This is a genomic window from Robertmurraya sp. (genome assembly GCF_036676585.1).
Lineage (GTDB): Bacteria > Bacillota > Bacilli > Bacillales > Cytobacillaceae > Robertmurraya_A.
In genome coordinates this window covers 114,864-141,079 of sequence record NZ_JAKFCQ010000165.1, presented here as the reverse complement: position 1 = coordinate 141,079, position 26,216 = coordinate 114,864, and the positions used below count along the sequence as shown (strand labels likewise).

At 38.9% G+C, this 26,216-nt stretch carries 22 protein-coding genes, 1 other RNA gene and 1 other annotated feature; of the genes, 21 read left to right on the top strand and 2 right to left on the bottom strand.

The annotated features are described in order from the left end of the window. Positions 1-25 precede the first annotated feature (25 nt). The 6 genes from secDF (at position 26) to dtd (ending at position 9,160) form a co-directional block, all read left to right on the top strand. On the top strand, positions 26-2,290 hold the full coding sequence (gene secDF / locus ACGLXV_RS21830) for a protein translocase subunit SecDF (RefSeq protein ID WP_391560263.1): 2,265 nt from the start codon (positions 26-28) through the stop codon (positions 2,288-2,290). A 100-nt stretch (positions 2,291-2,390) separates the two neighbouring features. Then, positions 2,391-3,305 carry a cation diffusion facilitator family transporter gene (locus ACGLXV_RS21825; RefSeq protein ID WP_391560262.1) on the top strand — a complete coding sequence of 305 codons (915 nt, stop codon included), beginning with the start codon at positions 2,391-2,393 and terminating at the stop codon, positions 3,303-3,305. A gap of 110 nt (positions 3,306-3,415) precedes the next feature. Beyond that, positions 3,416-5,770 carry a single-stranded-DNA-specific exonuclease RecJ gene (gene recJ / locus ACGLXV_RS21820; protein WP_391560261.1) on the top strand — a complete coding sequence of 785 codons (2,355 nt, stop codon included), beginning with the start codon at positions 3,416-3,418 and terminating at the stop codon, positions 5,768-5,770. After that, entirely contained in the window at positions 5,770-6,282 is a 513-nt protein-coding gene (locus ACGLXV_RS21815; protein ID WP_251514082.1) for an adenine phosphoribosyltransferase, read from the top strand. The genes recJ and ACGLXV_RS21815 overlap by 1 nt, the downstream gene beginning before the upstream one ends. 220 nt (positions 6,283-6,502) lie before the next feature. Then, complete coding sequence (locus ACGLXV_RS21810; protein WP_391560260.1) at positions 6,503-8,698, top strand: RelA/SpoT family protein; 2,196 nt, start codon at positions 6,503-6,505, stop codon at positions 8,696-8,698. A 21-nt stretch (positions 8,699-8,719) separates the two neighbouring features. Continuing rightward, positions 8,720-9,160 carry a D-aminoacyl-tRNA deacylase gene (gene dtd / locus ACGLXV_RS21805; protein ID WP_119709237.1) on the top strand — a complete coding sequence of 147 codons (441 nt, stop codon included), beginning with the start codon at positions 8,720-8,722 and terminating at the stop codon, positions 9,158-9,160. 28 nt (positions 9,161-9,188) lie between these two features. Here the strand turns inward: dtd and ACGLXV_RS21800 are convergent, their stop codons facing one another. Then, the gene (locus ACGLXV_RS21800; protein ID WP_391560259.1) at positions 9,189-10,937 is read right to left on the bottom strand and encodes an N-acetylmuramoyl-L-alanine amidase family protein; all 1,749 of its coding nucleotides are present in this window, start codon (positions 10,935-10,937) and stop codon (positions 9,189-9,191) included. Between the two features lie 209 nt (positions 10,938-11,146). Between ACGLXV_RS21800 and ACGLXV_RS21795 the strand changes: the two genes are divergently transcribed. The 5 genes from ACGLXV_RS21795 to ACGLXV_RS21775 all read left to right on the top strand — a co-directional run bounded on the left by ACGLXV_RS21795 (position 11,147) and on the right by ACGLXV_RS21775 (position 15,945). Further along, positions 11,147-11,323, top strand: coding sequence for a hypothetical protein (locus ACGLXV_RS21795; protein WP_162927792.1), 177 nt, complete (start codon positions 11,147-11,149; stop codon positions 11,321-11,323). Between the two features lie 64 nt (positions 11,324-11,387). Continuing rightward, positions 11,388-11,632, top strand: a binding site (T-box leader). A gap of 81 nt (positions 11,633-11,713) precedes the next feature. Then, the gene (hisS, locus tag ACGLXV_RS21790; RefSeq protein ID WP_391560258.1) at positions 11,714-12,994 is read left to right on the top strand and encodes a histidine--tRNA ligase; all 1,281 of its coding nucleotides are present in this window, start codon (positions 11,714-11,716) and stop codon (positions 12,992-12,994) included. Between the two features lie 4 nt (positions 12,995-12,998). Then, complete coding sequence (aspS, locus tag ACGLXV_RS21785) at positions 12,999-14,777, top strand: aspartate--tRNA ligase (protein WP_119709234.1); 1,779 nt, start codon at positions 12,999-13,001, stop codon at positions 14,775-14,777. Positions 14,778-14,826: 49 nt separating this feature from the next. After that, positions 14,827-15,009: non-coding RNA, 6S RNA (gene ssrS / locus ACGLXV_RS21780), on the top strand. Positions 15,010-15,177: 168 nt separating this feature from the next. Beyond that, a complete protein-coding gene (locus ACGLXV_RS21775) occupies positions 15,178-15,945 on the top strand; it encodes a tRNA threonylcarbamoyladenosine dehydratase (RefSeq protein ID WP_391560257.1) in 768 nt (255 codons plus the stop codon). Between the two features lie 34 nt (positions 15,946-15,979). Here the strand turns inward: ACGLXV_RS21775 and ACGLXV_RS21770 are convergent, their stop codons facing one another. Beyond that, the gene (locus ACGLXV_RS21770) at positions 15,980-17,248 is read right to left on the bottom strand and encodes a replication-associated recombination protein A (protein WP_391560256.1); all 1,269 of its coding nucleotides are present in this window, start codon (positions 17,246-17,248) and stop codon (positions 15,980-15,982) included. A 151-nt stretch (positions 17,249-17,399) separates the two neighbouring features. Here ACGLXV_RS21770 and ACGLXV_RS21765 point away from each other — a divergent pair, with 151 nt between their 5' ends. The 10 genes from ACGLXV_RS21765 to ACGLXV_RS21720 all read left to right on the top strand — a co-directional run bounded on the left by ACGLXV_RS21765 (position 17,400) and on the right by ACGLXV_RS21720 (position 26,157). Then, entirely contained in the window at positions 17,400-18,092 is a 693-nt protein-coding gene (locus ACGLXV_RS21765) for a YczE/YyaS/YitT family protein (protein ID WP_119709231.1), read from the top strand. Then, the gene (gene cymR / locus ACGLXV_RS21760) at positions 18,089-18,508 is read left to right on the top strand and encodes a cysteine metabolism transcriptional regulator CymR (protein ID WP_119709230.1); all 420 of its coding nucleotides are present in this window, start codon (positions 18,089-18,091) and stop codon (positions 18,506-18,508) included. Before ACGLXV_RS21765 ends, cymR begins: the two co-directional genes overlap by 4 nt. A 51-nt stretch (positions 18,509-18,559) precedes the next feature. Next, a complete protein-coding gene (locus ACGLXV_RS21755) occupies positions 18,560-19,702 on the top strand; it encodes a cysteine desulfurase family protein (RefSeq protein ID WP_391560277.1) in 1,143 nt (380 codons plus the stop codon). A gap of 23 nt (positions 19,703-19,725) precedes the next feature. Continuing rightward, positions 19,726-20,841: a tRNA 2-thiouridine(34) synthase MnmA gene (gene mnmA / locus ACGLXV_RS21750; protein ID WP_391560255.1), complete on the top strand. Its 1,116-nt coding sequence runs from the start codon at positions 19,726-19,728 to the stop codon at positions 20,839-20,841. A 109-nt stretch (positions 20,842-20,950) separates the two neighbouring features. Further along, positions 20,951-21,601: a tetratricopeptide repeat protein gene (locus ACGLXV_RS21745; RefSeq protein ID WP_391560254.1), complete on the top strand. Its 651-nt coding sequence runs from the start codon at positions 20,951-20,953 to the stop codon at positions 21,599-21,601. Positions 21,602-21,641: 40 nt separating this feature from the next. Further along, positions 21,642-24,038, top strand: a complete 2,397-nt coding sequence (recD2, locus tag ACGLXV_RS21740; RefSeq protein ID WP_391560253.1) for an SF1B family DNA helicase RecD2 — start codon at positions 21,642-21,644, stop codon at positions 24,036-24,038. A gap of 84 nt (positions 24,039-24,122) precedes the next feature. Next, on the top strand, positions 24,123-24,602 hold the full coding sequence (locus ACGLXV_RS21735; protein WP_391560252.1) for a PRC-barrel domain-containing protein: 480 nt from the start codon (positions 24,123-24,125) through the stop codon (positions 24,600-24,602). A 42-nt stretch (positions 24,603-24,644) separates the two neighbouring features. Continuing rightward, positions 24,645-24,836 carry a hypothetical protein gene (locus ACGLXV_RS21730; protein WP_066049968.1) on the top strand — a complete coding sequence of 64 codons (192 nt, stop codon included), beginning with the start codon at positions 24,645-24,647 and terminating at the stop codon, positions 24,834-24,836. A gap of 21 nt (positions 24,837-24,857) precedes the next feature. Further along, complete coding sequence (locus tag ACGLXV_RS21725) at positions 24,858-24,989, top strand: YrzQ family protein (RefSeq protein WP_119709224.1); 132 nt, start codon at positions 24,858-24,860, stop codon at positions 24,987-24,989. Positions 24,990-25,077: 88 nt separating this feature from the next. Further along, the gene (locus tag ACGLXV_RS21720) at positions 25,078-26,157 is read left to right on the top strand and encodes an AI-2E family transporter (RefSeq protein WP_391560251.1); all 1,080 of its coding nucleotides are present in this window, start codon (positions 25,078-25,080) and stop codon (positions 26,155-26,157) included. Positions 26,158-26,216: the final 59 nt, after the last annotated feature.

The following is a 26,216-nucleotide window of genomic DNA, read 5'->3' as shown; positions in this document are numbered from 1 at the left end:
ACATTTTAAGGAGGATTTATACATAATGGTCAAACGCAGTAGAATTGTGGCCTTTTTGTTATTGCTGCTTCTTTTTGCAAGTACAATTGGGACAACTACGAATAGTATTTTAAAAAATATTAAACTAGGTTTGGACCTTCAAGGAGGATTTGAAGTCCTCTACGAAGTGGAACCTGCTAAAAAAGGCCAAGAAATTGACCAAGAAGTTTTAAATAGTACGGTAGAGGCGTTAGATAATCGAATTAACGTGCTAGGGGTAAGTGAGCCGATCATTCAAATTGAAGGTGATAATCGGATTCGTGTTCAGCTTGCCGGTGTATCTGACCAGACTAAAGCACGTGAAATTCTCTCCACAGAAGCGAATTTAACGTTCCGAAATGCTAGTGACGAAATCATGATGGATGGTACTGATTTAGTTGAGGGTGGTGCGAAGCAAACCTTTGATGAAAACAACAAACCTAGCATCTCATTACAGTTAAAGAGTGCGGATAAATTTCGAGAAGTGACACAAGAAATCGTTGGAATGGCTCCCCAGAATCAATTAATTATCTGGCTAGATTTTGAAGAAGGGAAAGATTCCTACCAAGCAGAACTTGCCAAGGAAGAACCAAAATTTCTGTCCAATCCAAATGTAAATCAAGTGTTTAATCAAGATACGGTTTCGATTGTAGGGGATTTTGAATTAGAAGAAGCAAAGACGTTAGCTTCCTTGTTAAATGCAGGAGCACTGCCAGTTAAACTTACCGAAGTGTATTCAACTTCTGTTGGTGCTCAATTCGGGGAAGAAGCATTAAATGAAACGGTGTTTGCCGGAATCGTAGGAATTAGTGTCATCTTCTTGTTCATGCTTTTCTATTATCGTTTCCCTGGATTTATTGCTGTTATTACACTCTCTCTTTATATTTACCTCATTCTACTGATCTTTGATTGGATGAATGGAGTGTTAACTTTACCAGGAATAGCAGCTCTAATCCTCGGGGTAGGTATGGCTGTAGATGCCAACATCATTACTTATGAAAGAATTAAAGAAGAACTAAAGGTTGGAAGAACGGTTAAGTCGGCGTATGAAGTGGGAAGTAAAGGTGCGTTTTGGACTATTTTTGACTCGAACATAACGACCATTATTGCCGCTGGTGTATTATTTGCCTATGGTACAAGCTCTGTTAAAGGGTTTGCAACGATGTTAATTATATCGATTTTAGGAAGCTTCCTTACTGCTGTTTTCGCATCACGTCTATTGCTTGGTTTGTGGGTGAAAAGTGGTTTCTTAGATCAACGTCCTACTTGGCTTGGTGTAAGAAAGAAAGATATGAAAGATATTTCTGAAGGTTACGATGCCATCGATTTACCTACCAGATTCGATCGATGGGATTTTGTGAAAAATCATAAAATCATCTTTACCATTTCAGGTGTTTTATTCTCAGTCGGGCTGGTCGTTCTTATCTTGTTTAAGCTAAATCTAGGAATTGACTTTGCAAGTGGAACGAGGGTGGAAGTACCGTCCGATAAGCCAATTGAAACCGAACAGTTAAAGGATGAGTTTGCGAAATTTGATCTTGAAGCTGAAAATATTGTCATGTCTGGAGACAATAACGACGTTGCTGTGGTTCGCTTTTTAGGCGTATTACCAAAAGAAGAAATTGCTGAGCTTAAAGCGCATTTTAAAGAATTGTACGGTTCAGAACCGAATATCAGCACGGTTTCCCCAGTGGTTGGAAAAGAGTTAGCTAAAAATGCAATGATTGCTGTAGCCATAGCTTCCATAGGAATTATTCTTTATGTATCGGTTCGTTTTGAGTGGAGAATGGCGCTTGCTGCAATTGTTGCCCTCTTACATGATGTTTTCTTCATTATTGTTTTGTTTAGTTTTACGAGACTAGAGGTAGATTTGACATTTATTGCAGCCGTCTTAACTATTGTCGGTTACTCAATCAATGACACAATCGTAACATTTGACCGAATGAGAGAAAACTTGGCTAAGAAAAAGAGAATTAAAACTTATGACGAACTTGCTGATGTTGTAAATAGTAGTTTACGTCAAACATTAGGAAGATCAGTAAATACGGTCCTAACTGTAGTTATTGCCGTTGTTGCTTTACTGATGTTTGGAAGTGCCTCCATTCTTAATTTCTCATTAGCATTGCTAATTGGATTAGTTGTTGGTGTATACTCTTCTATTTTTATCGCTGCTCAACTATGGCTAGTGATGAAAGCAAAAGAACTTAAGCAAAAAGGAGTTCTAATTACTGAAAAAGTAAAAAGAGAAAGAACAGACGAGCCGCAGGTTTAATTCTAGAACCACAGGGAATATTTCTCTGTGGTTTCTCTTTTTGAATAGGATTTTTTGGTTACACTAATTGGTAGTGAATGGGTTGAAGGAGAGTTAAGTATTGGAAAATCAAGAGCGATTTAAAAAAGCGGAATTTGTAGCAATAATAGGGATTATCGGGAATTTAATTTTAGCTGTCTTGAAATGGGTAATTGGTGTGTATGCAAACAGTCGGGCTTTAGTTGCTGACGCTGTTAATTCGGCTTCAGATGTAGCGGGCTCATTAGCCGTTTTTATTGGACTGCGTGCTGCTAAACAACCACCAGATGAAGATCATCCATACGGACATGGCAAGGCGGAGTCGATTGCTGCCATTATTGTGGCTGTTTTATTGGTTTTAGTTGGGTTTGAGATTGGAAAATCTTCCTTTCAAGCGTTTTTCCAACCGATTGAAGCCCCTAAACTAATTGCTCTTGTGGCGGTGATTGTATCAATTGCTATCAAAGAGACCATGTACCGTTATACCTTCTCGATGGGGAAGAAGTTAAATAGTGATGCCTTAATTGTAACTGCTTATGATCACCGGTCTGATGTGTATTCGTCTTTAGCCGCGTTGGTGGGGATTGGCTGCGCGATTTTAGGGGAAAAGCTTGCTATTGGCTGGCTCGTGTATGCAGATCCAGTAGCTGGGTTATTCGTATCCATTCTTATATTAAAATTAGCATGGAAACTGGGGAGTGAATCGATTCACAATGCTCTTGATCATGTTTTACATGAAGAGGATACAATAGAGCTTCGAAAGATTGTTGAAAGCATACCAGCGGTCAAAAAAATTGATGAACTACACGCAAGGGAACACGGTCACTATGTGATTATCGATTTGAAAATATCTGTCGATCCTTATATAACAGTCGAAGAAGGGCACCGGGTAGGGAAAAAGGTAAAGCAAAAGCTAATGGAGGAAAGACATGTTGAAAATGTGTTTGTACATATCAATCCTTACAATCCGGATAATAGTGACATTACTTATGATTAATGAAGAGTCTGCTTAAAAGCGGGCTTTTTTTTATTTGCTAACTGGGGAAACCATTCCATTGAAACAGTAGACAGCCTCAGGGTATAATAGAAAAGCTAAGGGGTGAAGGAATGTTAAAGCCAAAATCACGCTGGAGTGTTCAACAGCATAAAAGTGAAGACGATGTGAAAGAGCTTTGTAGCGAATTGAAGATATCTCCTCTTGTAGCTTCTTTGCTTGTACGAAGAGGACTAAATACAGCATCTCTAGCTAAAAAATTTTTGTATGAACATGAAGAACAGTGTCATGACCCATATCTATTAACGGGGATGGACATTGCGGTTAATAGAATTCATCAAGCTATTGAAAACCAAGAACCGATTTTAATTTTTGGTGATTACGATGCCGATGGTGTAACGAGTACATCTGTCATGATGCTAACATTAAAGGAACTAGGTGCAATTGTCGATTTTTATATTCCGAATCGTTTTACAGAAGGGTACGGTCCAAACGAACCCGCTTTTCGTCATGCTCACGAAAGTGGAGTGAAACTAATAATCACTGTGGATACCGGTATTTCAGCTGTACATGAGGCAAGTGTCTTAAAAAGTCTTGGTGTTGATTTGATTATTACCGACCATCATGAACCAGGACCGATTCTCCCTGAAGCATTAGCAATTATTCATCCAAAGCTACCCGGAAGTACTTACCCTTTCAAGGAGTTAGCTGGCGTAGGAGTAGCGTTTAAGCTTTCCCAGGCTCTATTAGGACAACTTCCTGAGCATTTACTTGAGTTTGTAGCGATTGGAACGATTGCTGACCTTGTCCCTTTGGTTGATGAAAATCGCTATCTAGTAAAAAGAGGGTTAAAAAAGATAAGAAGCAGTAGTAGAACAGGGATCAAGGCCCTTTGTAAACAAGCTGGTATCGAACAACAAACCATAGATGAGGAAACGATTGGTTTTACGATAGGACCTCGAATCAATGCAGTAGGTCGGTTAGACTCAGCTGATTCAGCTGTACACTTACTTTTATCTGAAGACTTGGATGAAGCGGAAATGCTCGCAGAGGAAATCGATTCGTACAATAAGGAACGACAACGCATTGTATCGAGCATTGCAGATGAAGCGATTCAACAAGTAAATGATTTCTATCCTATTGAAGAGAATTCTGTCATTGTTGTTGGGCAAGAAGGCTGGAATGCAGGAGTAGTTGGTATTGTTGCATCTAGATTAGTAGAAGCATTTTACCGTCCTACGATTGTTTTAAGCTTTGATCGGGAGAAAGGTATTGCTAAAGGCTCGGCTAGAAGCATTGAGGGATTTGATTTATTTAAGAATCTTTCCACATGTAGAGAGATTCTACCTCATTTTGGTGGACATCCAATGGCGGCAGGTATGACGCTAAAACTCGAGGACGTGGATGAATTAAGAACAAGATTAAATGAGCTGGCAGTAAATCAATTATCTGAGGAAGATTTCATCCCACTCACGGTAGTTGATTTAGAAATGTCGATTAAAGATGTACAACTAAATGCTTTAGAAGAGCTACAACTTCTTTCACCGTTCGGGACAAGCAATAAAAAACCAAAGATTTTGTTAAGAGATGCGAATATATCGCAAATTAAGAAAATCGGTGCCAATCAAAGCCATTTAAAACTAACACTAGAACATGAAGGCGCCATCCTTGACGGAATCGGTTTTCATCTAGGTGAAAAGGTAGATCATATATCGCCACAATCGAAGCTCTCAGTCGTAGGTGAATTGTCTATAAATGAATGGAATAATATAAGGAAGCCCCAAATCTTTTTACATGATCTGGCTATAAATGAATGGCAATTATTTGATTATCGTGGAATAAAGCAGGTTGGTAAGCTAAAAGAAATGGTTCCTACTAGTAAGTGGATTAGCTTTAATAACCAGATTTCAGAGAAAATAAAACAGGCACTTTCGGATCGGTTACATCTTATTGAAACGGTTGAGCAAGCTAGAAATATCGACATTGATGAACAGTTTGTAGTATTATATGATCTGCCAACATCGAAGGAATTGTTGACATCATTATTGAATGGAAAGAAACCTGCTAGAATTTATGCCCATTTTTACAAAGAGGCAAGTGACTTTTTCAGTACGATCCCAACACGGGATCATTTCAAATGGTATTACGCGTTTTTATCAAAAAAAGCACCATTTGATTTGAAAAAATACGGTGATGAGTTAGCTAAATACCGTGGCTGGTCAAGAGAAACAATTGATTTTATGTCACAGGTGTTTTTTGAACTAGATTTTGTTAAAATAAACAATGGATTTATTACACTTAACACTAGCAGTCATAAACGAGATCTAACGAGCTCTAAAACATATCAAAAAAAACAAGAAGATTTAGCGCTTGAACAAGAATTATTATATTCCTCCTATCAGGTACTTCACTCCTGGTTGGATGAATGTATTCGAGGCTCGGTGGAAATTGAGGAGGAAGTAAAGTAATGGATTTAAAGAAGTATGTAACGATTGTAGAAGATTGGCCAAAGCCAGGGATTAAGTTTAAAGATATTACAACATTAATGGATAACGGTGAAGCGTATCGTTACGCAACCGATCGTATTGTAGATTATGCAAAAGAAAGAAATATTGATATCGTCGTAGGTCCCGAAGCTCGTGGTTTTATTATCGGATGCCCAGTGGCATATTCTCTAGGAGTAGGATTTGCTCCAGTTAGAAAAGAAGGAAAACTACCAAGAGAAACAGTGAAAGTAAACTACGGTCTTGAGTATGGTAGTGATGTGTTAACGATCCATAAGGATGCAATTAAACCAGGACAACGTGTATTAATCACGGATGATTTGCTGGCAACAGGTGGAACGATTGATGCAACGATTAAACTTGTAGAGCAATTAGGTGGAGTTGTTGCAGGAATTGCCTTTTTAATTGAGTTAACATATTTAGATGGAAGAAACAAATTAGATGGATATGATATTTTAACTTTAATGGAATACTAAAATAGACAAAAAAGCGCAGCAATCGTTGCGCTTTTTTTCATATATTTGGATCAAAAATGACATGATTCGACATTGTTTTTAATTCTCCCAGAAAAATAACAGTCTTTCCCTTTACATATTGAGTTTTTTTTTCGATAATAGTAACAATATTAGTTTTATTTTTAATAAAAAAAATAATCCTCACATTCATGGGGTATCATAGAAAGTTAAAGGTGATTATATGGCGAATGATCAAGTGTTGACCGCCGAACAAGTCATCGACCGAACGAAAAAATATTTAAATGATGAAAATGCTGCATATGTGAAAAAGGCATATGAATTCGCAAAGCATGCCCATCGTGAACAATATCGTAAATCCGGTGAACCGTACATTATTCATCCCATTCAAGTTGCAGGAATTTTGGCTGACTTGGAAATGGACCCAGCTACGGTTGCTTCGGGTTTTCTTCATGACGTCGTTGAAGATACAGATGTAACAATTGAAGATCTAGCAAAAGAATTTGGTGAAGAAGTTGCCATGCTTGTCGATGGTGTTACAAAACTCGGGAAGATTAAGTATAAATCTCATGAAGAGCAGCAGGCAGAAAATCATCGAAAAATGTTCGTAGCGATGGCTCAAGACATTCGGGTCATCTTAATTAAATTAGCTGACCGACTCCATAATATGCGTACGTTAAAACATTTGCCAGTCGAAAAGCAAAGACGTATTTCAAATGAAACGTTAGAAATTTTCGCACCATTAGCACATCGTCTAGGTATTTCTAAAATAAAATGGGAACTTGAAGATACAGCACTGCGTTACTTAAATCCACAACAGTATTATCGTATTGTAAATTTGATGAAGAAAAAGCGTGCAGAACGTGAGCAATACTTAGACGATGTGATTAAGGAAATGCGAGTTAGCCTGGATGAAGTTTCGATCAAAGCAGAAATCTCAGGGCGCCCCAAACATATTTATAGCATTTATCGAAAAATGGCGATTCAAAACAAGCAGTTTAACGAAATATATGATTTGCTTGCAATAAGAATCGTCGTAAATTCGATAAAAGATTGTTATGCGGTCTTAGGAATCATTCATACTTGCTGGAAGCCAATGCCTGGACGATTCAAAGATTATATAGCCATGCCGAAACCAAATATGTATCAATCTCTTCATACGACCGTTATTGGACCAAAAGGTGATCCATTAGAGGTTCAGATTCGTACATTTGATATGCATGAGATTGCTGAATTTGGGATAGCTGCACACTGGGCATATAAAGAAGGAAAATCAGTTAACGAAGGCTCTTCTCTTGAAGAAAAATTAACATGGTTTAGAGAGATATTAGAATTCCAAGATGATACAGCAAATGCTGAAGAGTTTATGGAATCCTTAAAAATTGATTTATTTTCTGATATGGTGTTTGTGTTTACGCCAAAAGGTGATGTATTTGAGCTACCGTCTGGTTCTGTACCAATTGATTTTGCTTATCGTGTCCATTCTGAAATCGGTAATAAAACCATTGGTGCTAAGGTGAACGGTAAGATGGTTACCCTTGATTACAAGTTAAAAACAGGGGATATCATCGAGATTTTAACTTCAAAACATTCATACGGTCCTAGTCAAGACTGGTTAAAGTTAGCTCAAACGTCACAAGCCAAAAATAAAATTCGTCAATTCTTTAAGAAGCAACGTAAGGATGAAAACGTTGAAAAGGGTCGCGAGCAGGTTGAGAAAGAAATCAAAAGCATGGATTTTGATGTGAAGGAAATCTTAACGCCTGAAAATGTGAAAAGAGTAAGTGAGAAGTTTAACTTTTTCCATGAAGATGATTTGTATGCGGCCGTTGGATACAATGGGATTACTGCTCTTCAAGTAGCCAATCGCTTGACTGAGAAGTGGAGAAAGAAGCGAGATCTTGAGCAAGTAAGTACGATTTCAAATGCAGTGTCAGAATTAAAGTCATTCCCTTCGACGAAAAAGAGAGAATCAGGTGTGAGGGTGACGGGAATAGATAATCTTCTCATCCGACTTTCTAGATGCTGCAGTCCTGTTCCAGGAGACGAGATTGTTGGCTTCATTACGAAAGGTCGCGGCGTCTCTGTCCATCGTGCGGACTGTTCAAACATCGATACCGAGGATGCAAAGGCTAGACTGATACCGGTTGAATGGGAAACAGGCTTAAATAATAAAAAGGAATATAACGTGGACATTGAAATCAGTGGGTACGACCGACGCGGATTATTAAATGAAGTCCTACAGGCTGTGAATGAAACGAAAACGAACATATCAGCGGTTTCCGGAAAGTCAGACCGAAACAAGATGGCAACAATCAATATGTCTATTGCTATCAATAATGTAAGTCATTTACAAAAGGTCGTGGAACGTATTAAGCAAATTCCTGATATATATTCTGTTCGAAGAGTAATGAATTAGAAAGTTAAGGAGTTTACTTTTATGAGAGTGGTTGTTCAAAGAAGCAAAGAAGCTAGCGTGACAGTAGACGGTAAAACGATAGGGGAAATTACAAAAGGATTCGTTCTTCTTGTCGGTATTACTCACAGTGACACAACGGAGGATGCAAAGTACGTTGCAGAGAAAATCGTCAATCTTCGTGTGTTTGAGGATCAGGAAGGGAAAATGAATTTATCTTTGTCTCAAGTGGAGGGAGAAATTTTGTCAATCTCTCAGTTCACCTTATACGGTGATTGTCGCAAAGGGAGAAGACCTAACTTCATGGAGGCTGCCCATCCAGATCATGCGAGTGTGATATACGATCAATTTAATCAATTATTACGGGATCAAGGTGTAAAGGTTGAAACAGGTCAATTTGGAGCTATGATGGATGTAGCACTTATAAACGACGGCCCGGTAACACTGATCATTGAGAGCAAGTAAAAAGCGAGTTCAATTGAACTCGCTTTTTTTATTTAAAGTATTTTGCCAAACCTTGATAAATTCCAGTGGCTGCATTTGCTTGATAGCTCTCTGAATTGACTAATGTTTCTTCCGCAGAATTACTTAAATAGCCTAATTCTAGAAGTACAGAAGCACGTTTATTTTCTCTTAACACATGATAATCACCGTAGCGAACACCACGATCTTTCAGCTTTGTAAAACTAGTAACCTCTTTGCCTACAGTTGTAGCTAAACTTTGCTGATAGTTATGATAATAATAAGAGGTCATCCCTCGAACAGAGGAGTCGAGAATGCTATCAAAATGGATCGAAACGAACGCATCAGCCGCATGTGTATGTGACATACCAACACGAGAGCTTAACGATAAATACGAATCCGTATTTCGAGTCATAACTACGTTCGCTCCTGCAGTTTTTAGTTTATCGTACAATAGTTGAGCGGTTTTCAACGTCAAGTTCTTTTCATAGCTGCCTTTAATACCAGTAGCTCCTGTATCTCGACCACCATGACCAGGGTCAATAACAATAACTTTATTTTTTAAGTATTGTTCTGCACCAGGTCTCTCAATTTGCTGAGAGGCTCCACTTACTGTTACAAGCCATCCCGCTACAAATCCCTTTGATCCATCTTTCAACTGAATTTCGTACCAGTCATTTTGCACAGAAAGAACGGTAAAAGTTTCACCAGCATTTGCTCTACTAATGACTGAACTGTTTGTTGTGGCAGACTTTCGGATGTTTGTTCCGTTATAGAGGATCGTTACGGTACTATTTTGTTCAACATCCACTTTAGTAGTTGTTGATGACTGTTCCTTGGAAAGATACCAACTAGCAACCCAACCTAATTGACCATTTTTTAATTTAATTTTTGCCCAATTATTTTCTTCAGCTAAAATTTCAAATGCTTGTCCTTTTGAAACTGTTCCTACGATTTTGCCACTTAAGGAACCTGTGCTTCGAACATTCAGAGTAGTTGCCGTAATCGTCCCAAGCAACCCACTAGAAGAATTCGTGTTTGTTTGATTTGGAACGGAAGGTTGAGAAGAAGTAGAGCTCATTTCTACAAACTCTTTACTAATCCAAGCAGCTTGTCCATTATATTGTATTTTTACCCAATTGCTTTCCACACTTAGGATCGAAACAGTGCTACCCTTTTGGAGCTTTCCAAGGATATTACCTGATGTGGAGGCGGTAGAACGAACATTTAGATTGTTGGCAGTTACCTTTCCAGTCTGTTGACTACTGCTTGATCCTCCTGTATCAGACTTTATATCCTGGATAAATTCTGCTGCTACCCATCCTGTTATACTAGAGGTTTTAATTTGATGCCAGTTTGATTCTGTTTTGATAATCGTGACGGTAGCCCCTTGAGATAAAGTTGTCACTACCTTATAAGAGGTGCTAGGACCTGAACGAACACGGAGTTGATTCGCTGTTACGATTCCACTCTTTGACGACGAAACTTCATTTTCAGAATGTTTTTTAACAAGCCAAGCGGCTACCCATCCTTTTTTTCCGGAGGAATTTAAGGATATTTGAATCCAATCCGATTTTTCCTCTATCACAGAAAAACGGTCCGCTCGTTTCACCACCTCAATGACTTTATAACTAAGTCCTGGTCCTTCTCTTACATTTAACGTGTCAGTTGTAATTTCAACAGTTGATCCTTCAGCAAATGCTGAGTCAGGTTTGATGGGGAACGGACTGCAAAAAAGAAGAAACGTCAGAAAAAACAATATGTATTTATTTTTGTACAAGTGTAAATCTCCCTCCCTGATTAATGGTAAGTAAGGGTATTGATGTATAAGTTTTAAGTACCAACCTCTATAATAAAGGAAGAATTTACATATGTTAATACGATGCGAGTAATTTTTCCCTATAAATTAATGAACAATGTTAATTAGCTGAAACTTTTTCTTAAAAAAGGGACAAACTAAAGGGGATATAATAGACGGGGTGATAACATATGAGATATAGTGATAAGGCGTTTTCTACACATGATGGAGATAACCAAATTTTTGGGGTCGATTTTCATGATTTTATCCAAAAAGAAAAAAACTCAAATATGGTAGAGTTAGCAAGTGAGTTTGGTCTATCGATCCGAGATGTGAAAAAGCTGAAAAAAAGATTAGAGAGATCGTAAGTTTTGTAATATATCTTGACATTCTGAATACTCGAACGTAATATATAAACTAATATTAAAAGACGAATAACCGTTTGATGGAGCAAAGTAGTTAAACTCCCACGTGAAAAGAGAGGAAATGTCGATAGGCTGAAAGCATTTCCGCATTGTGGCTTAATGAAAGAACACTCCGTAGGCTTCGCTTCGAACAATCGTATGATTTAGTAGGAGAGGAACGTTGACAGGCGTTAACTGTAAAAGTGGAAGTGGCTTGTTTTTGAGTTGCTTCAATTAGGGTGGCACCACGGGATATTAACTCTCGTCCCTTGTATGTAATAGTACAAGGGACGGGAGTTTTTTGCATTCTTACGATTAGATTTACATAAAAAAGATAGCTAGGAGGGGTTCCAAATGGCGTTAAAGCTACCAAGAGGAACACAAGATATTCTCCCAGGAGAAGTTGAAAAATGGCAATTTATCGAAACGGTTGCTAGAGATTTATGCGAGAGATTTCAATATAAAGAGATTCGTACACCGATCTTTGAACATACAGAAGTTTTTACGAAGGGTGTAGGCGATACAACGGATATTGTTCAGAAGGAAATGTATACGTTTGAGGACCGTGGAGGAAGAAGTTTAACTCTACGCCCAGAGGGAACAGCAGCTGCGGTGCGATCTTTTGTCGAACATAAAATGTTTGGTTACGCTAACCAACCAGTGAAACTTTTTTACATGGGGCCGATGTTCCGTTATGAAAGACCACAGGCGGGGAGATACCGTCAATTTGTCCAGTTTGGTGTGGAAGCGCTAGGAAGTGCAGATCCCGCTATTGATGCAGAGGTAATTGCTCTTGCTATGAGTATTTATCAATCATTAGGCCTGAAAAAACTAAAGCTAATAATCAATAGCCTTGGTGACAAGGAAAGTAGAAACGCTCACAGAGATGCTTTAATCAATCATTTTTCACCAAGAATTGATGAGTTTTGTGGGGATTGTAAATCAAGATTAGAAAAAAATCCTCTTCGAATTCTTGATTGTAAGAAGGATCGTGACCATGAGCTTATGTCTTCAGCACCATCCATCCTGCAATATTTAAATGATGATTCTAAAAAGTATTTTGATAAAGTTCAACAATATTTAACTGACCTAGGAATTGATTTTGAAGTCGATCCGAATCTTGTAAGGGGGCTAGACTACTACAATCAAACGGCTTTTGAAATTATGAGTGATGCTGAAGGGTTTGGAGCCATTACGACTCTTTGTGGCGGGGGACGTTACAATGGGCTTGTAGAAGAAAGTGGTGGACCAGAAACTCCAGGTATTGGCTTTGCGCTTAGTATTGAACGCTGTTTGGCAGCACTTCATGCTGAAGGAATTGAACTTCCAGTGACACAGGGAATTGATTGTTTTCTCGCTTCATTAGGTGAGGAAGCCAAGGACTATACAGTAAAGCTTTTACATGAGCTGCGTAAAGCAGGTTATTCTGCGGAACGAGATTATCTCGATCGAAAAATCAAAGCTCAGTTGAAGACAGCGGATCGCTTGCAAGCCAAGTATGTAGCAGTCCTCGGAGACGATGAACTTCAAGCGAATAAAATTAGCGTGAAGGACATGGAAAGTGGAAATCAAATTGAAGTACCGTTAGATACATTTATCGAAGAATTTTCAGCAATTTATAAAAAAGGGAGATAGGAAAATGTACGGTAGAACGTATTTTTGTGGAGAGGTAACAGAACAGCATATTGGAGAAAGTATTACGTTAAAGGGATGGGTGCAAAGACGCCGCGATTTGGGTGGTTTAATTTTTATCGACTTGCGTGACCGTACTGGAATTATCCAAGTGGTGTTTAATCCAGAGGTTTCACCTGAAGCTCTAGCTCTAGCAGAAAAAATTCGAAATGAATACGTTTTGGATTTAGTTGGGACAGTTATTGCCAGAGAAGCTGGTACGATAAATGAAAACCTGCAAACAGGTCGAATTGAAGTACAAGCAAAGCAGGTTACTATTATTAACGAGGCAAAAACACCTCCATTTACAATTGCAGACCAAACGGATGTATCCGAGGATGTTCGCTTGAAATATCGATACTTAGATCTTAGAAGACCTGCTATGTTTGAGACATTTAAAATGCGTCATCAAGTAACTCAAATTATTCGTAACTTCCTGGATCGTGAAGGTTTCTTAGATGTAGAAACTCCAATTCTAACTAAAAGTACACCAGAGGGTGCACGTGATTATTTAGTACCTAGTCGTGTCCATCCAGGTGAGTTTTACGCCTTACCGCAATCACCGCAAATATTTAAACAACTTCTTATGGTGGGTGGTTTTGAAAGGTATTATCAAATTGCAAGATGCTTCCGTGATGAAGACCTTCGTGCAGACAGGCAGCCTGAATTTACTCAAATTGATATTGAAACGAGCTTTATGAGCCAAGATGATATTATTTCCCTGATGGAAGACATGATGAGTGAAATGATGTCAAAGGTAAAGGAATTGCAAGTGGAAACACCGTTTGCCCGTATGCCATATCAAGAGGCGATGGCTCGTTTTGGATCTGATAAGCCAGACACTCGTTTTGGAATGGAGCTAGTGGATCTTTCAGAAATCGTGAAGAATTCTAGCTTTAAGGTTTTTGCAGGTGCGGTTTCATCAGGCGGCCAAGTAAAGGCTATTAATGTGAAGCAGGCTGCGACCAAGTATTCACGTAAAGATATCGATGCATTAACTGAATTTGTAGCTGTCTATGGAGCAAAAGGTTTGGCTTGGTTAAAAGCGGAAGAGGACGGTCTAAAAGGACCAATCTCCAAATTTATTACCGAAGAAGAACAGACGGCTTTAAAATCTACGTTATCAATTGAAACGGGAGACTTACTTCTTTTTGTAGCTGATAAAAAGAGTGTAGTAGCTGATGCATTAGGTGCCCTTCGCTTAAAACTTGGGAAAGAGCTTGAATTAATCGATCAAAGCAAATTCAACTTTTTATGGATAACTGATTGGCCATTACTTGAGTATGATGAGGCAGATGGTCGTTATTATGCAGCTCACCATCCATTTACAATGCCAGTGAGAGAGGACCTTCACTTATTAGATGAAAATCCAGCTCTTGTTCGTGCACAAGCGTATGATCTTGTATTGAATGGCTATGAGCTTGGTGGAGGATCTCTGCGTATTTTTGAAAGAGATGTTCAAGAAAAAATGTTCAGTATTTTAGGATTTACTCCAGAAGAAGCGAGAGCTCAGTTTGGTTTCTTGCTTGAAGCCTTCGAATACGGAACACCTCCTCATGGTGGAATAGCTCTTGGTCTAGACAGACTCATCATGCTTTTAGCAGGTAGAACCAATTTAAGAGATACAATTGCGTTCCCAAAAACTGCTAGTGCAAGCTGTTTATTAACAGATGCTCCGGGAGAAGTGAGCGAGGCTCAGCTTTCTGACCTTCATCTGTCATTAAAACGTAATATTTCTGTACAATAGAGTCATCTTGAAACTTATATAAAGGTGTGTTATAGTTTAATCAAACATAAGAATCCTGATGTGTTCGTGGTATTACCTAAAGTTTTGACCAACAGCTTTACTACGGGAGATTGAGTTTTCGAGTGGCGTAAATGCCTTTGGCTTAGGACTTACAAAAGCTTGGAACAGAACACCCACCTGCTTATGCGGGATCAAAACGAAGGCATCGAGCGACGGCACGATTGGGATTCTTACTTTATTACATAACCATACACCCCTATGCTACTATCAGCATAGGGTCTTTTGATGTTCTGTATATATCTATCATAGACTTGTTTTTGTTTGTGAGTATGGTATAGTCATATCGAGAAAAATAAGTTAAGAAACCTATTACATAAATATAGATGCTGGAGTGATGAAGATGTTGCACCAATTTTCCCGCAATGAACTTGCGATTGGAAAGGAAGGAATCGATACATTAAAAGGGAGTACAGTTGCTGTATTAGGAATCGGTGGAGTAGGCTCGTTTTCTGCTGAGGCACTAGCACGGTCTGGCGTGGGACGTCTCATTTTAATTGATAAAGATGATGTTGATATAACAAATGTGAATCGTCAAATCATTGCCTTACTTTCCACAGTGGGAAGGCCTAAAGCCGATTTGATGAAGGAACGCATAATGGATATCAACCCTGAATGTGAAGTCATTTCATTAAAAATGTTTTATACAGAGGAAACATATGAGGAAATCTTTCAATACGGACTTGATTTTGTAGTGGATGCTTCAGATACTATTTCGTATAAAATTCATCTCATGAAAGAGTGTTTAATGCGAAATATACCAATGATCTCAAGTATGGGAGCAGCTAATAAAATGGACCCTACTCGTTTTCAAATTGCGGATATTTCAAAAACACATACGGATCCGATTGCAAAGGTCATTCGCACACGTTTACGTAAAGAAGGTATTAGAAAAGGAATACCGGTAGTTTTTTCAGATGAAAGCCCGATCGTCATTCGCGAGGATGTTCGAAAAGTAGTTGGGAAAGAGGATGCAGAGATAAGGAAGGCAAAGATGCCGCCTTCTTCGAATGCCTTCGTGCCATCCGTTGCCGGTCTTATTATGGCAAGCTATGTCATCCGTGAGCTATTAAAAGACATAAAAATTTCTACGGTTAAAGATAGTGAATAGATGAGTAAAAACGGACAAGCACACGCCTTGTCCGTTAATTTTTCATCAGCTTTTCATAGATGGAAGCAAGTGCTTGCTCAAACTTACCGGTTTTTTTAGGCTTATAATAAACCTTCTTTTTTATTTTGTCAGGTAAGTACTGCTGTTTAACCCACCCGTTTTCATAATCATGTGGATATAAGTAATCAATACCTCTTCCAAGGGATGCGGCTCCTTTATAATGAGCATCCTTCAAATGTAGTGGCACTTCACCGCTTAGACCTGCTTCAATATCAGCAATCGCAAGGTCTAACGCTTTATAGGCCGAATCAGACTTAGGTGAAAGGCATAGCTCAATAACAGCGTTAGCTAGCGGAATCCGAGCTTCAGGAAATCCTAGACGTTCAGCTGTTTCGATAGCGGCTAGTGTTCTCGCACCCGCCTGAGGATTGGCAAGGCCAATGTCTTCATAGGCAATAACGATTAATCTTCTGCTTATGCTTACTAAATCACCTGCGACAATGAGTCTCCCTAAATAATGGAGTGCTGCATTTACATCACTGCCTCGTATTGATTTTTGAAAAGCAGAAAGAACATCGTAATGAGCATCCCCATCGCGGTCATGTGAAAAGCTCTTCTTTTGTAAGCATTCCTCAGCTATTTCAAGAGTAATGGTAATAACCCCAAACTCATCAGGTTCCGTAGAAATAATGGCTAGTTCAAGTGCATTAAGAGAACTCCTTACATCACCGTTTGAAGCACTTGCAAAATGTTCTTTTGCTGGGTTTGATATGTGCACGTTGTAATTTCCCAATCCTCGGTCTTTATCATGCAAGGCATGGTTAAGTGCTCTTATTATTTCATCAGCTGTTAATGGCTTTAGCTCAAAGATTTGACACCGACTACGGATCGCTGGATTAATGGCATGATACGGATTGCTAGTCGTTGCCCCGATTAGGACAATGGATCCATTTTCTAAATGAGGAAGAAGAAAATCTTGCTTTGCTTTATCGAGACGGTGAACCTCATCAAGTAAAAGGATTACCTTGCCGGACATTTTTGCTTCTGCAGCAACTACCTCGAGGTCTTTTTTGTTATTTGTCACAGCGTTTAAGGTACGAAAGGCATATTTTGTACTACCTGCAATCGCGCTAGCAATGGATGTTTTTCCCACACCAGGTGGTCCATAAAGAATCATGGATGAAAGCTGTTTTGCTTTAACCATACGCTGAATAATCTTTCCTTCACCGACGAGGTGCTGCTGACCAATAATCTCATCAATCGTCCTTGGCCGCATTCGGAAGGCAAGTGGCTTCCCGTTCATATTCATCGCTCCGTTTATCGTTTTACCTAAAGGTAACATACGTTCGTGTTATTTGCATACTATTATGCTATAATGTCAAATGTCTATCAAATAAGTCAGGATTTTGTTAAGATTTACAAGAAACCATTTTGTTTAGAGGAATTGATTGGTAATGGGTTTTAAAAAGACAGGACAAGTGGGTCCAAGATTTTTCATTTATTTTTTAGGTTTATTAATTATGTCCCTTGGAATTGTATTATTAATAAAGGCTGATATTGGCGCTACTCCATGGGATGTCCTTCATGTGGGCCTTCATTACCAATTTGGGCTAACGATTGGTACATGGTCAATTTTCGTTGGGGTAGCCATCTTATCTTTAGCGACAATTATTTCTAAGGAATTTCCGAAAATAGGTGCTTTTTTAAATATGCTATTAGTTGGCATTTTTATTGATATGTATTTTCTGCTTCCGATCATTCAAACACCCGATGACTGGATTGGAAAATCTTTGATGTTTGCCGCAGGTCTTCTATTAAATGGGTACGGAATGGGGTTATATATTTCTGCTTCCTTCGGTGCTGGACCAAGAGACAGCCTAATGATTGCTTTAACGGATAGAACAGGGTGGAAGGTTACATATGTCCGGGCTTGTATAGAAATTATTGTACTGATTGTTGGGTGGCAACTAGGTGGACCAGTATTTGTTGGTACCGTCGTGTTCAGCTTTGTAATTGGACCTATCGTTGGCATAGCGTTGCCACAGTGCCAAAAACTAACGGATCATTTCCTTAGTAAATTACACTCCGCTAAAAGAATGGCTGATCATACAAAAGAAGATATTAGTAATCGAGGTGCTAGTTTATGAAAATATCAACAAAAGGTCGATATGGATTAACAATCATGATCGAGCTCGCCAAAAAACACGGCGAAGGACCAACATCGCTTAAAACGATTGCTCAAGCCAATGATTTATCTGAGCATTATTTGGAGCAGTTAATTGCTCCTCTAAGAAACGCTGGATTTGTTAAGAGCATTCGTGGTGCGTATGGTGGTTATGTGTTAGCAAAAGGACCAACAGAAATAAGCGCAGGTGATATTATTCGAGTGTTAGAAGGTCCTATCAGTCCTGTTGAAGGGATTGAGGATGAAGAGCCTGCGAAGCGTGCATTATGGATGAGAATCCGTGATGCTGTGAAAGGTGTTTTAGATAATACAACACTAGAAGATTTAGCAAATCACACAGATGACGGAGAGTCGGATTCCTATATGTTTTACATATAGGAGAAAAGGTAAAGCTAGTTTTAAGTGGATATTTTTAAGTAGGTGAACATGTTGAATCATATATATTTGGATCATGCAGCAACGGCTCCTGTTCATACGGATGTTATTGAGACGATGGCAGTGGTGATGAAGGAGCAATTTGGGAATCCGTCTAGTATTCATTCTTATGGAAGGTCGGCAAGATCTATAGTAGACGAGTCTCGTTCAAAAATTGCGAAGAGCATTGGAGCAAAACAGGAAGAGATCATTTTTACAAGTGGAGGCACCGAGAGTGATAATCTTGCCATTTTAGGAGTGGCGAAATCTTATCAAAAGAATGGTAACCATATTATTACTACCATGATCGAACATCATGCCGTTTTACATGCTTGTAAAAGTCTTGAAAAGGAAGGCTTTGAAGTAACTTACTTACCAGTTGATGAACATGGGAAAATTTCCATCGAAGACTTTAAGAAAGCACTCCGAGATGAAACGATTCTCGTAACCATTATGTACGGAAATAACGAAGTGGGTGCGGTACAACCGATTAAAGAAATTGCCATGTTATTAGAAAATCATCAAGCAAAATTTCATACAGATGCTGTTCAAGCCTTTGGTTTAATTGATTTGGACGTAACTGAGCTTGGCGTGGACTTGTTATCCGTCTCAGCACATAAAATTAATGGACCTAAAGGAATTGGATTCCTATATGTAAAGCAAAATACTGCATTAACGCCACTTTCCTTCGGTGGAGAACAGGAACGAAAAAGACGTGCGGGAACAGAGAACGTAGCGTCTATCGCTGGTTTTGCTAAAGCGGTTGAAATAGCTTCGATTGAGAGAGCTGAAAAGGTCGAGCAATTCATCGAGTTTAAAAAGTTACTGCTTGAATCTCTTCAAACGAAGGATATTACTTTCTCAGTAAACGGATTGCTTGAAAATTCCCTCCCACATGTACTAAACTTAAGCTTTCCAGGCACAGATGTCGAATCAATGCTTGTGAATCTGGATATGGAAGGTGTGGCTGTATCGAGTGGTTCTGCTTGTACAGCTGGTTCAATTGATCCTTCTCATGTTTTAGTGGCAATGTTTGGTCAAGAATCAGAGCGAGTGAGAAACTCAATCCGATTTAGCTTTGGCCTTTATAATACAAAAGAGCAGGTCGAACGTTCAGCTGAAGTTACGGCGAAAATAGTAAGTAGGCTGACACGATAAAGCTTGCAAATGAGGTGAAGAAAGTGAAAAAAGACAACAAGGACATACGTGTGGTCGTAGGTATGTCTGGGGGAGTAGACTCATCTGTAGCCGCCTTACTCTTAAAAGAACAAGGGTATGATGTGATCGGAATTTTCATGAAAAACTGGGATGACACCGATGAGTTCGGTGTTTGTACGGCTACCGAGGATTATGAGGATGTTATTCGAGTATGCAATCAAATTGGTATACCTTATTATGCAGTAAATTTTGAAAAGCAATATTGGGACAAAGTGTTTACTTACTTCCTAGAAGAATATAAAGCAGGTAGAACTCCAAATCCCGATGTGATGTGTAACAAGGAAATTAAGTTTAAAGCATTTTTAGAGCATGCTATGAAGCTAGGTGCGGACTATTTAGCAACCGGGCATTACGCAAGAGTTGAATACCGTGATGGGGAATACAAAATGCTACGTGGAGTAGATGAAAACAAGGATCAAACGTATTTCTTAAACCAGCTTTCTCAAAACCAACTTGAAAAAGTTATGTTTCCAATAGGAGATATTGAAAAAGCAAAGGTAAGAGAGATTGCTCAGGAAGCAAACTTAGCAACTGCGACAAAAAAGGACAGTACGGGAATTTGCTTTATTGGCGAGCGTAATTTCAAAGAATTTCTAAGCAATTACCTGCCAGCTCAGCCTGGGAATATGGAAACGCTTGAGGGAGAAGTTGTCGGTAAGCATGATGGGTTAATGTACTATACAATCGGTCAGAGACATGGCTTAGGAATCGGTGGTGCGGGCGACCCTTGGTTTGTCATTGGTAAAGACCTTGAGCGCAATGTGCTTTTCGTAGGACAAGCATTTCATAATGATAAATTGTACTCAGATTCAATTATCGCTGTTGATGTTAGTTGGGTTACGGGCAAGGAAGTGATGCAGACTTTTGAGTGCACGGCTAAATTCCGCTACCGTCAGCCTGATAACAAAGTAACTGTTCATAGATTAGAAGATGGGACAGTAAAGGTGATATTTGCTGAGCCAATCCGAGCCATTACACCTGGTCAATCGGTTGTCTTTTATCAAGGTGATGAATGCCTTGGCGGAGGAACAATTGACAAAGTATTCCGTGATGAAAAGCAATTAACTTATGTTGGGTAAGGAGAAAACCTCGATTCAAATGGTCGAGGTTTTCGTATGTATAAAAAGGACAAAACTAGATGAAAAGAAGTTATAATAATAAAAGACAATAAATAATGGAGCGTGTACTATGGATAAAAATGAAAAAGGGATTCAATTGATGAAGGAGGGAAAGTGGGAAGAAGCTGCTGGATTGTTTATGAAGGCAATTGAGGATAATCCGAATGATGCGGTATCGTATATAAATTTCGGGAACGTATTATCGGCAGTTGGAGAAAATGATAAGGCACTCAAATTTTTTCAGAAAGCAATAGAAATCGATGAAAATGCGGCAACAGCTTATTATAACGCTGGAAACCTTTATTTCGAAAATGAACAATTAGAAGAAGCAAAAAATATGTTTGAACTGGCAATGAGAAAGGGACTGCATTCTAGTGATAATTATTTTATGCTTGGACTTACGCTTATTCAGTTAGAACAGCCCAAGCTTGCCTTACCTTATTTGCAAAGAAGTGTGGAGCTGAATGGCGATGATGCAGAAGCTCGTTTTCAATTTGGATTATGTCTTGCAAATCAAGAATTACTTGACGAGGCGATCAAGCAATTTAACGCATGTGTAGAGTTAGATCCGTCACATGCTGATGCTTATTATAATCTTGGTGTTGCTTATGGTTTTAAGGAAGATGGAAAAAAGGCACTTGATATGTTTGAAAAAGCATTGGAATTACAACCTGATCATCTGCTAGCAGGTTACGGAAAGAAATTAATCGAAAAAGAGTAATCATCATTCGTAGCGGATTTTTTGTAAGGAGGGGAGTTCTTTGGAGGGACAAGAAACGCTCGATTTGTTTAAGGATCAAGGGAGATTTATAAAAGGAAAGCATCTTGTCACAATCTTTCATAATGAACAAAATTTGTACACCGTTCTAAGAATTCGCGTGGAAGAAACGAATGAGAATTATGAAGATAAAGAAGCTGTTATTACCGGCTATTTTCCAAAAGTTCATGAACAGGAAACGTACATATTTTATGGAGAGTTAAAGGACCATCCGAAATTTGGTCAACAATTTCATGCAACGCATTTTCGAAAGGATATACCCCAAACGAAACAAGGGGTAGTGAGCTATTTATCAAGTGAGCTTTTTAAAGGAGTCGGAAAGAAAACCGCTGAAAAAATTGTTGAAGTTTTAGGGGAAAATGCCATTTCTAAAATTATGCAACAACCTTCTTTACTTGATGAAATACCGAAGCTCCCCCCGGATAAGGCAAAGGAAATTTATGATACCCTTATGGAGCATCAAGGGCTAGAACAGGCGATGGTTGCTTTAAATCAATATGGATTTGGTCCGCAAATTTCTATGCGGATTTATCAGGCGTATAAGGACCAGACGGTAGAAGTTGTTCAGTCGAATCCTTATAAGCTTGTTGAAGATATCCAAGGTATTGGATTTACCAGAGCAGATGATCTTGGGTTTCAACTTGGAATTTCCGGTCATCACCCTGACCGAATAAAAGCGGCCTGCTTATATACGCTTGAGGTTGAGTGTATGCAAAATGGTCATGTATACATGGAAACAGAGTTATTACTCGATAAGGTAAAGACATTATTAGAAGAAAACAAACGTGATGAAATTGACTTTTCACCTATTGGAGCAGAAGTAGTCAAGCTTGAAGAAGAAGGGAAGATCATCGTTGAAGAAATGAGGGTGTATTTACCTTCCCTATTTTTCTCCGAAAAAGGACTTGTTACAAGCATTAAAAAAATCGTCTCTCAAACACAGTATGAAAATCAGTTTCCGGATTCTGAATTTTTACTCGCCCTTGGAAATCTAGAGGAACGATTAGGGGTTCAGTATGCGCCGACACAAAAGGATGCAATTCAGACGGCTTTAATGTCCCCTATGCTTATCTTAACAGGTGGGCCAGGTACAGGGAAAACAACGGTTATTAAAGGGATTGTTGAGCTATATGCTGAATTGCATGGCTGCTCTTTAGATCCAAATGATTATAAAGGAGACGAGCCCTTTCCATTTATATTAGCAGCGCCAACTGGTCGTGCAGCAAAACGAATGACAGAATCTACAGGACTTCCTGCGGTTACCATTCACAGGCTTTTAGGATGGAATGGGGTTGAAGGGTTTAGCAGAAATGAAGACAACCCCTTAGAAGGGAAAATTTTGATTGTAGATGAGACGTCCATGCTTGACACATGGCTTGCTAATCAGCTTTTTAAAGCTTTGCCTGAATCCATTCAAGTCATATTGGTTGGGGATGAGGATCAATTACCTTCTGTAGGTCCGGGGCAAGTACTAAAGGATCTCCTAGAATGTGGCGTTCTTCCCGTCGTTAGGCTCACAGATATTTATCGCCAAGCGGAAGGATCCTCTATTATTGAGCTTGCTCATGAAATTAAATCTGGGCGTTTACCGGTCAATATAAGTATGCAACAAAAGGACCGCTCCTTTTTTAGATGTAACGCAAACCAAATTGCGGATGTAGTTGAGAAGGTCGTCCGAAATGCAAAAAGTAAAGGTTATACAGCAAAAGATATACAGGTTCTTGCACCAATGTATAAAGGACCTGCTGGAATCGATCGCTTGAACACGTTAATGCAAACAATATTTAATCCCAACCCTGATGGGACGAGGAAAGAAATAAAGTACGGTGATGTGACTTATCGTGTCGGTGATAAAGTGTTACAGCTTGTGAATCAGCCGGAAAATAATGTGTTTAATGGCGATATAGGTGAAATTGTATCCATCTTCTATGCAAAAGAAAATACGGAAAAAGAGGATATGATCGTTGTATCCTTTGAGGGTGCGGAAGCTACATATACCAGACAAGACCTTCAGCAAATAACCCATTCCTATTGCTGCTCTGTTCATAAGTCTCAAGGGAGTGAATTTCCTATTGTAATCCTCCCTGTAGTAAGAAGCTATTATCGAATGCTGCGAAGAAATCTTTTGTATACAGCGATTACAAGAAGTAAACAGTTTTTGATCCTTTGTGGAGAAGAAGAGGCTTTAAGAGTCGGTATTTCAAGATCGGATGAACAAGAAAGATTGACCACCTTACGAACGAAATTGGAAAAAGCTATTGCCAGCAAAAACGAGAGCAACGAAAAGGGTACGTTACAAAATGCGGAGGTGCACTTGCTGTCTGTAGATCCCATGATTGGCATGGAAGGAATCACTCCATATAGCTTTATGGGAAGTTAATTACGCATATCATTTGGAAATCGTTTCACGTAATGATTTTTAGCTTCGTTGTGAACAATAGTAATGTTCGAAAGAGGTGGTATCTTGCGGACATTTACATTGCTAAAGGGAGTTAATGTGTACGAGAAAGAAAGCGGGTCAAAGGTTGGTGAAGTCAATGATCTCATCATTTCTGCGACTAGTGATTCGGTTCAATCCTTTCTAGTAAAGCAAGGAACGCTTGTAAAAAGGACCGCGCTGCTGGATATTCAAGACGTCACTTCCTTTGGCTCAGATGGAGTAATGATTGAAAACCGAACTTTGCTAAGACCAATCAAAAGGGGCAGTGATTCTTCCGTTGCATTCTGTCGAGGTCTGTCCGGGAACATGCTATTATCTAGTGAAGGAGAGCAACTCGGGTTGATTGAGGATGTATATTTTATGGAAGAATTGGGCACAATCGTAGGGTATCAATGTTCGGATGGCTTTTTTTCAGACATCATAGAAGGAAAGCGTGTCATCAAAACGGATGAACCCCTCCAGTATGGAAAAGACGCCATCATCGTGAACGTAAAAAAATCTTAAGAGGACATGCCTTAAGATATACCTATACGTGAGGTGTCTACGATGTTAAAATGCCCTAACTGCCAAAGCAAAGATATCGGGAAAATTGGAATTAACCAATACTATTGTTGGAACTGCTTCATTGAACTAACTTTAGCAAAAGGAATCATTAATACTCACCAAGTTGAGGAAGACGGTACATTAAGCTCATTAGACGATCTTTTTGGAGAAGATGAACGCCGATATAGCTCATAAATCTAATTCGAGGTGAGATAAATGAATCGAATGGTAACTTCTGCAATTGCAATTGGAGCAGGTGTTGTTGCATATAATTACGCTCGCAAAAACAAAATGATGTCAGGGCGTGGAATGAGAAAAATGCAGCGTAGAATTTCGAAAATGTTTTAATACCAAGAATAGTCCCTGTAAAAAGGGGCTTTTCTTTTTGTATATTTCTTACTGTTCCACTTTAAACTATAGACAAGGAGTGGATACAATGGACATTCGATTAAAATGGTATTACCGGCTTGGCTTTTTGCTTTTGTTATTCATTGTATTATTTGTTTTTCTGAAACTACAGCCCATCTGGTTGCCCATTTTTAAAATCACAATGATCGTCGTACTCCCATTTATCATCGCAGCATTTATTTCTTATTTACTACATCCCGTCGTGGAGACTCTTCATGAAAATTATTTACCCAGATGGTTAGCCGTTTTAATTATTTATACACTGTTTTTTGGAAGTATAAGTGTGGCACTGTATAATGGTGTTCCTGCAGTTATACACCAACTTCGAGATTTGACTGAAAACGCACCAAGCTTTGCCAACCAATACAGAGAGTGGATCCATGACATTCAGGATAAAACCTCTACTTGGCCTGAAGCCTTTCAAGAAAGGATAGATAGCAGTATTGTGGCCGTTGAAAGAATGCTTGATAACGCTCTAACAAGAGCCGTTAATTTTGGGATGGGAATCATCAATTCAGCCCTGCTTTTTGCTATCATCCCTTTTATCGCTTTTTACATGTTAAAAGATTATGAAAAAATAAAAAAGGCTGTATGGTATATTACACCGAGTAAATGGCGGAGTGGGGGAACTCTGTTTTTAAGAGATGTGGATAAATCACTAGGCAGTTATATTAGGGGACAGCTTTTAGTATGCGTGTTGATTGGTACGATTTCAGCTTTATCCTTCTGGTTCATCGACTTACGGTACCCGCTGTTGCTTGGATTAATTGTTGGGATAACAAATATTATCCCATATTTCGGACCTGTTATCGGTGCTGTGCCAGCTGTAATCATCGCTGCTACAATTAGTGTAAAAATGATCCTATTCGTAGTGATTATCATCGCTCTACTCCAATTTTTAGAGGGAAATATATTATCTCCCTTTATTGTTGGAAAGAGCTTGCATATGCATCCTTTAGTGATTATGTTCGCTCTTTTAGCAGGTGGAGAAATAGGTGGAATACTAGGACTGATCTTAGCTGTACCAATCATGGCCATTTTAAAGGTGAGCCTTCTACATGCAAAGCAGCACTTTTCAAAAGATGTATCCGATAATCAATTGATGTGACAACGTTGACAAATATAAAAACATATCAGTATAATTCGTACTATAAAGTTCAAAATACA

Coding starts and splice junctions, on each gene's coding strand:
- ACGLXV_RS21745 (WP_391560254.1), top strand. CDS start 20,951: ATGGATAAAAATGAAAAAGGGATTCAATTGATGAAGGAGGGAAAGTGG.
- ACGLXV_RS21795 (WP_162927792.1), top strand. CDS start 11,147: ATGAGATATAGTGATAAGGCGTTTTCTACACATGATGGAGATAACCAA.
- ACGLXV_RS21775 (WP_391560257.1), top strand. CDS start 15,178: ATGTTGCACCAATTTTCCCGCAATGAACTTGCGATTGGAAAGGAAGGA.
- aspS (WP_119709234.1), top strand. CDS start 12,999: ATGTACGGTAGAACGTATTTTTGTGGAGAGGTAACAGAACAGCATATT.
- ACGLXV_RS21720 (WP_391560251.1), top strand. CDS start 25,078: ATGGACATTCGATTAAAATGGTATTACCGGCTTGGCTTTTTGCTTTTG.
- hisS (WP_391560258.1), top strand. CDS start 11,714: ATGGCGTTAAAGCTACCAAGAGGAACACAAGATATTCTCCCAGGAGAA.
- cymR (WP_119709230.1), top strand. CDS start 18,089: ATGAAAATATCAACAAAAGGTCGATATGGATTAACAATCATGATCGAG.
- ACGLXV_RS21730 (WP_066049968.1), top strand. CDS start 24,645: ATGTTAAAATGCCCTAACTGCCAAAGCAAAGATATCGGGAAAATTGGA.
- secDF (WP_391560263.1), top strand. CDS start 26: ATGGTCAAACGCAGTAGAATTGTGGCCTTTTTGTTATTGCTGCTTCTT.
- dtd (WP_119709237.1), top strand. CDS start 8,720: ATGAGAGTGGTTGTTCAAAGAAGCAAAGAAGCTAGCGTGACAGTAGAC.
- recJ (WP_391560261.1), top strand. CDS start 3,416: ATGTTAAAGCCAAAATCACGCTGGAGTGTTCAACAGCATAAAAGTGAA.
- ACGLXV_RS21810 (WP_391560260.1), top strand. CDS start 6,503: ATGGCGAATGATCAAGTGTTGACCGCCGAACAAGTCATCGACCGAACG.
- ACGLXV_RS21815 (WP_251514082.1), top strand. CDS start 5,770: ATGGATTTAAAGAAGTATGTAACGATTGTAGAAGATTGGCCAAAGCCA.
- ACGLXV_RS21765 (WP_119709231.1), top strand. CDS start 17,400: ATGGGTTTTAAAAAGACAGGACAAGTGGGTCCAAGATTTTTCATTTAT.
- ACGLXV_RS21725 (WP_119709224.1), top strand. CDS start 24,858: ATGAATCGAATGGTAACTTCTGCAATTGCAATTGGAGCAGGTGTTGTT.
- ACGLXV_RS21770 (WP_391560256.1), bottom strand. CDS start 17,248: ATGAACGGGAAGCCACTTGCCTTCCGAATGCGGCCAAGGACGATTGAT.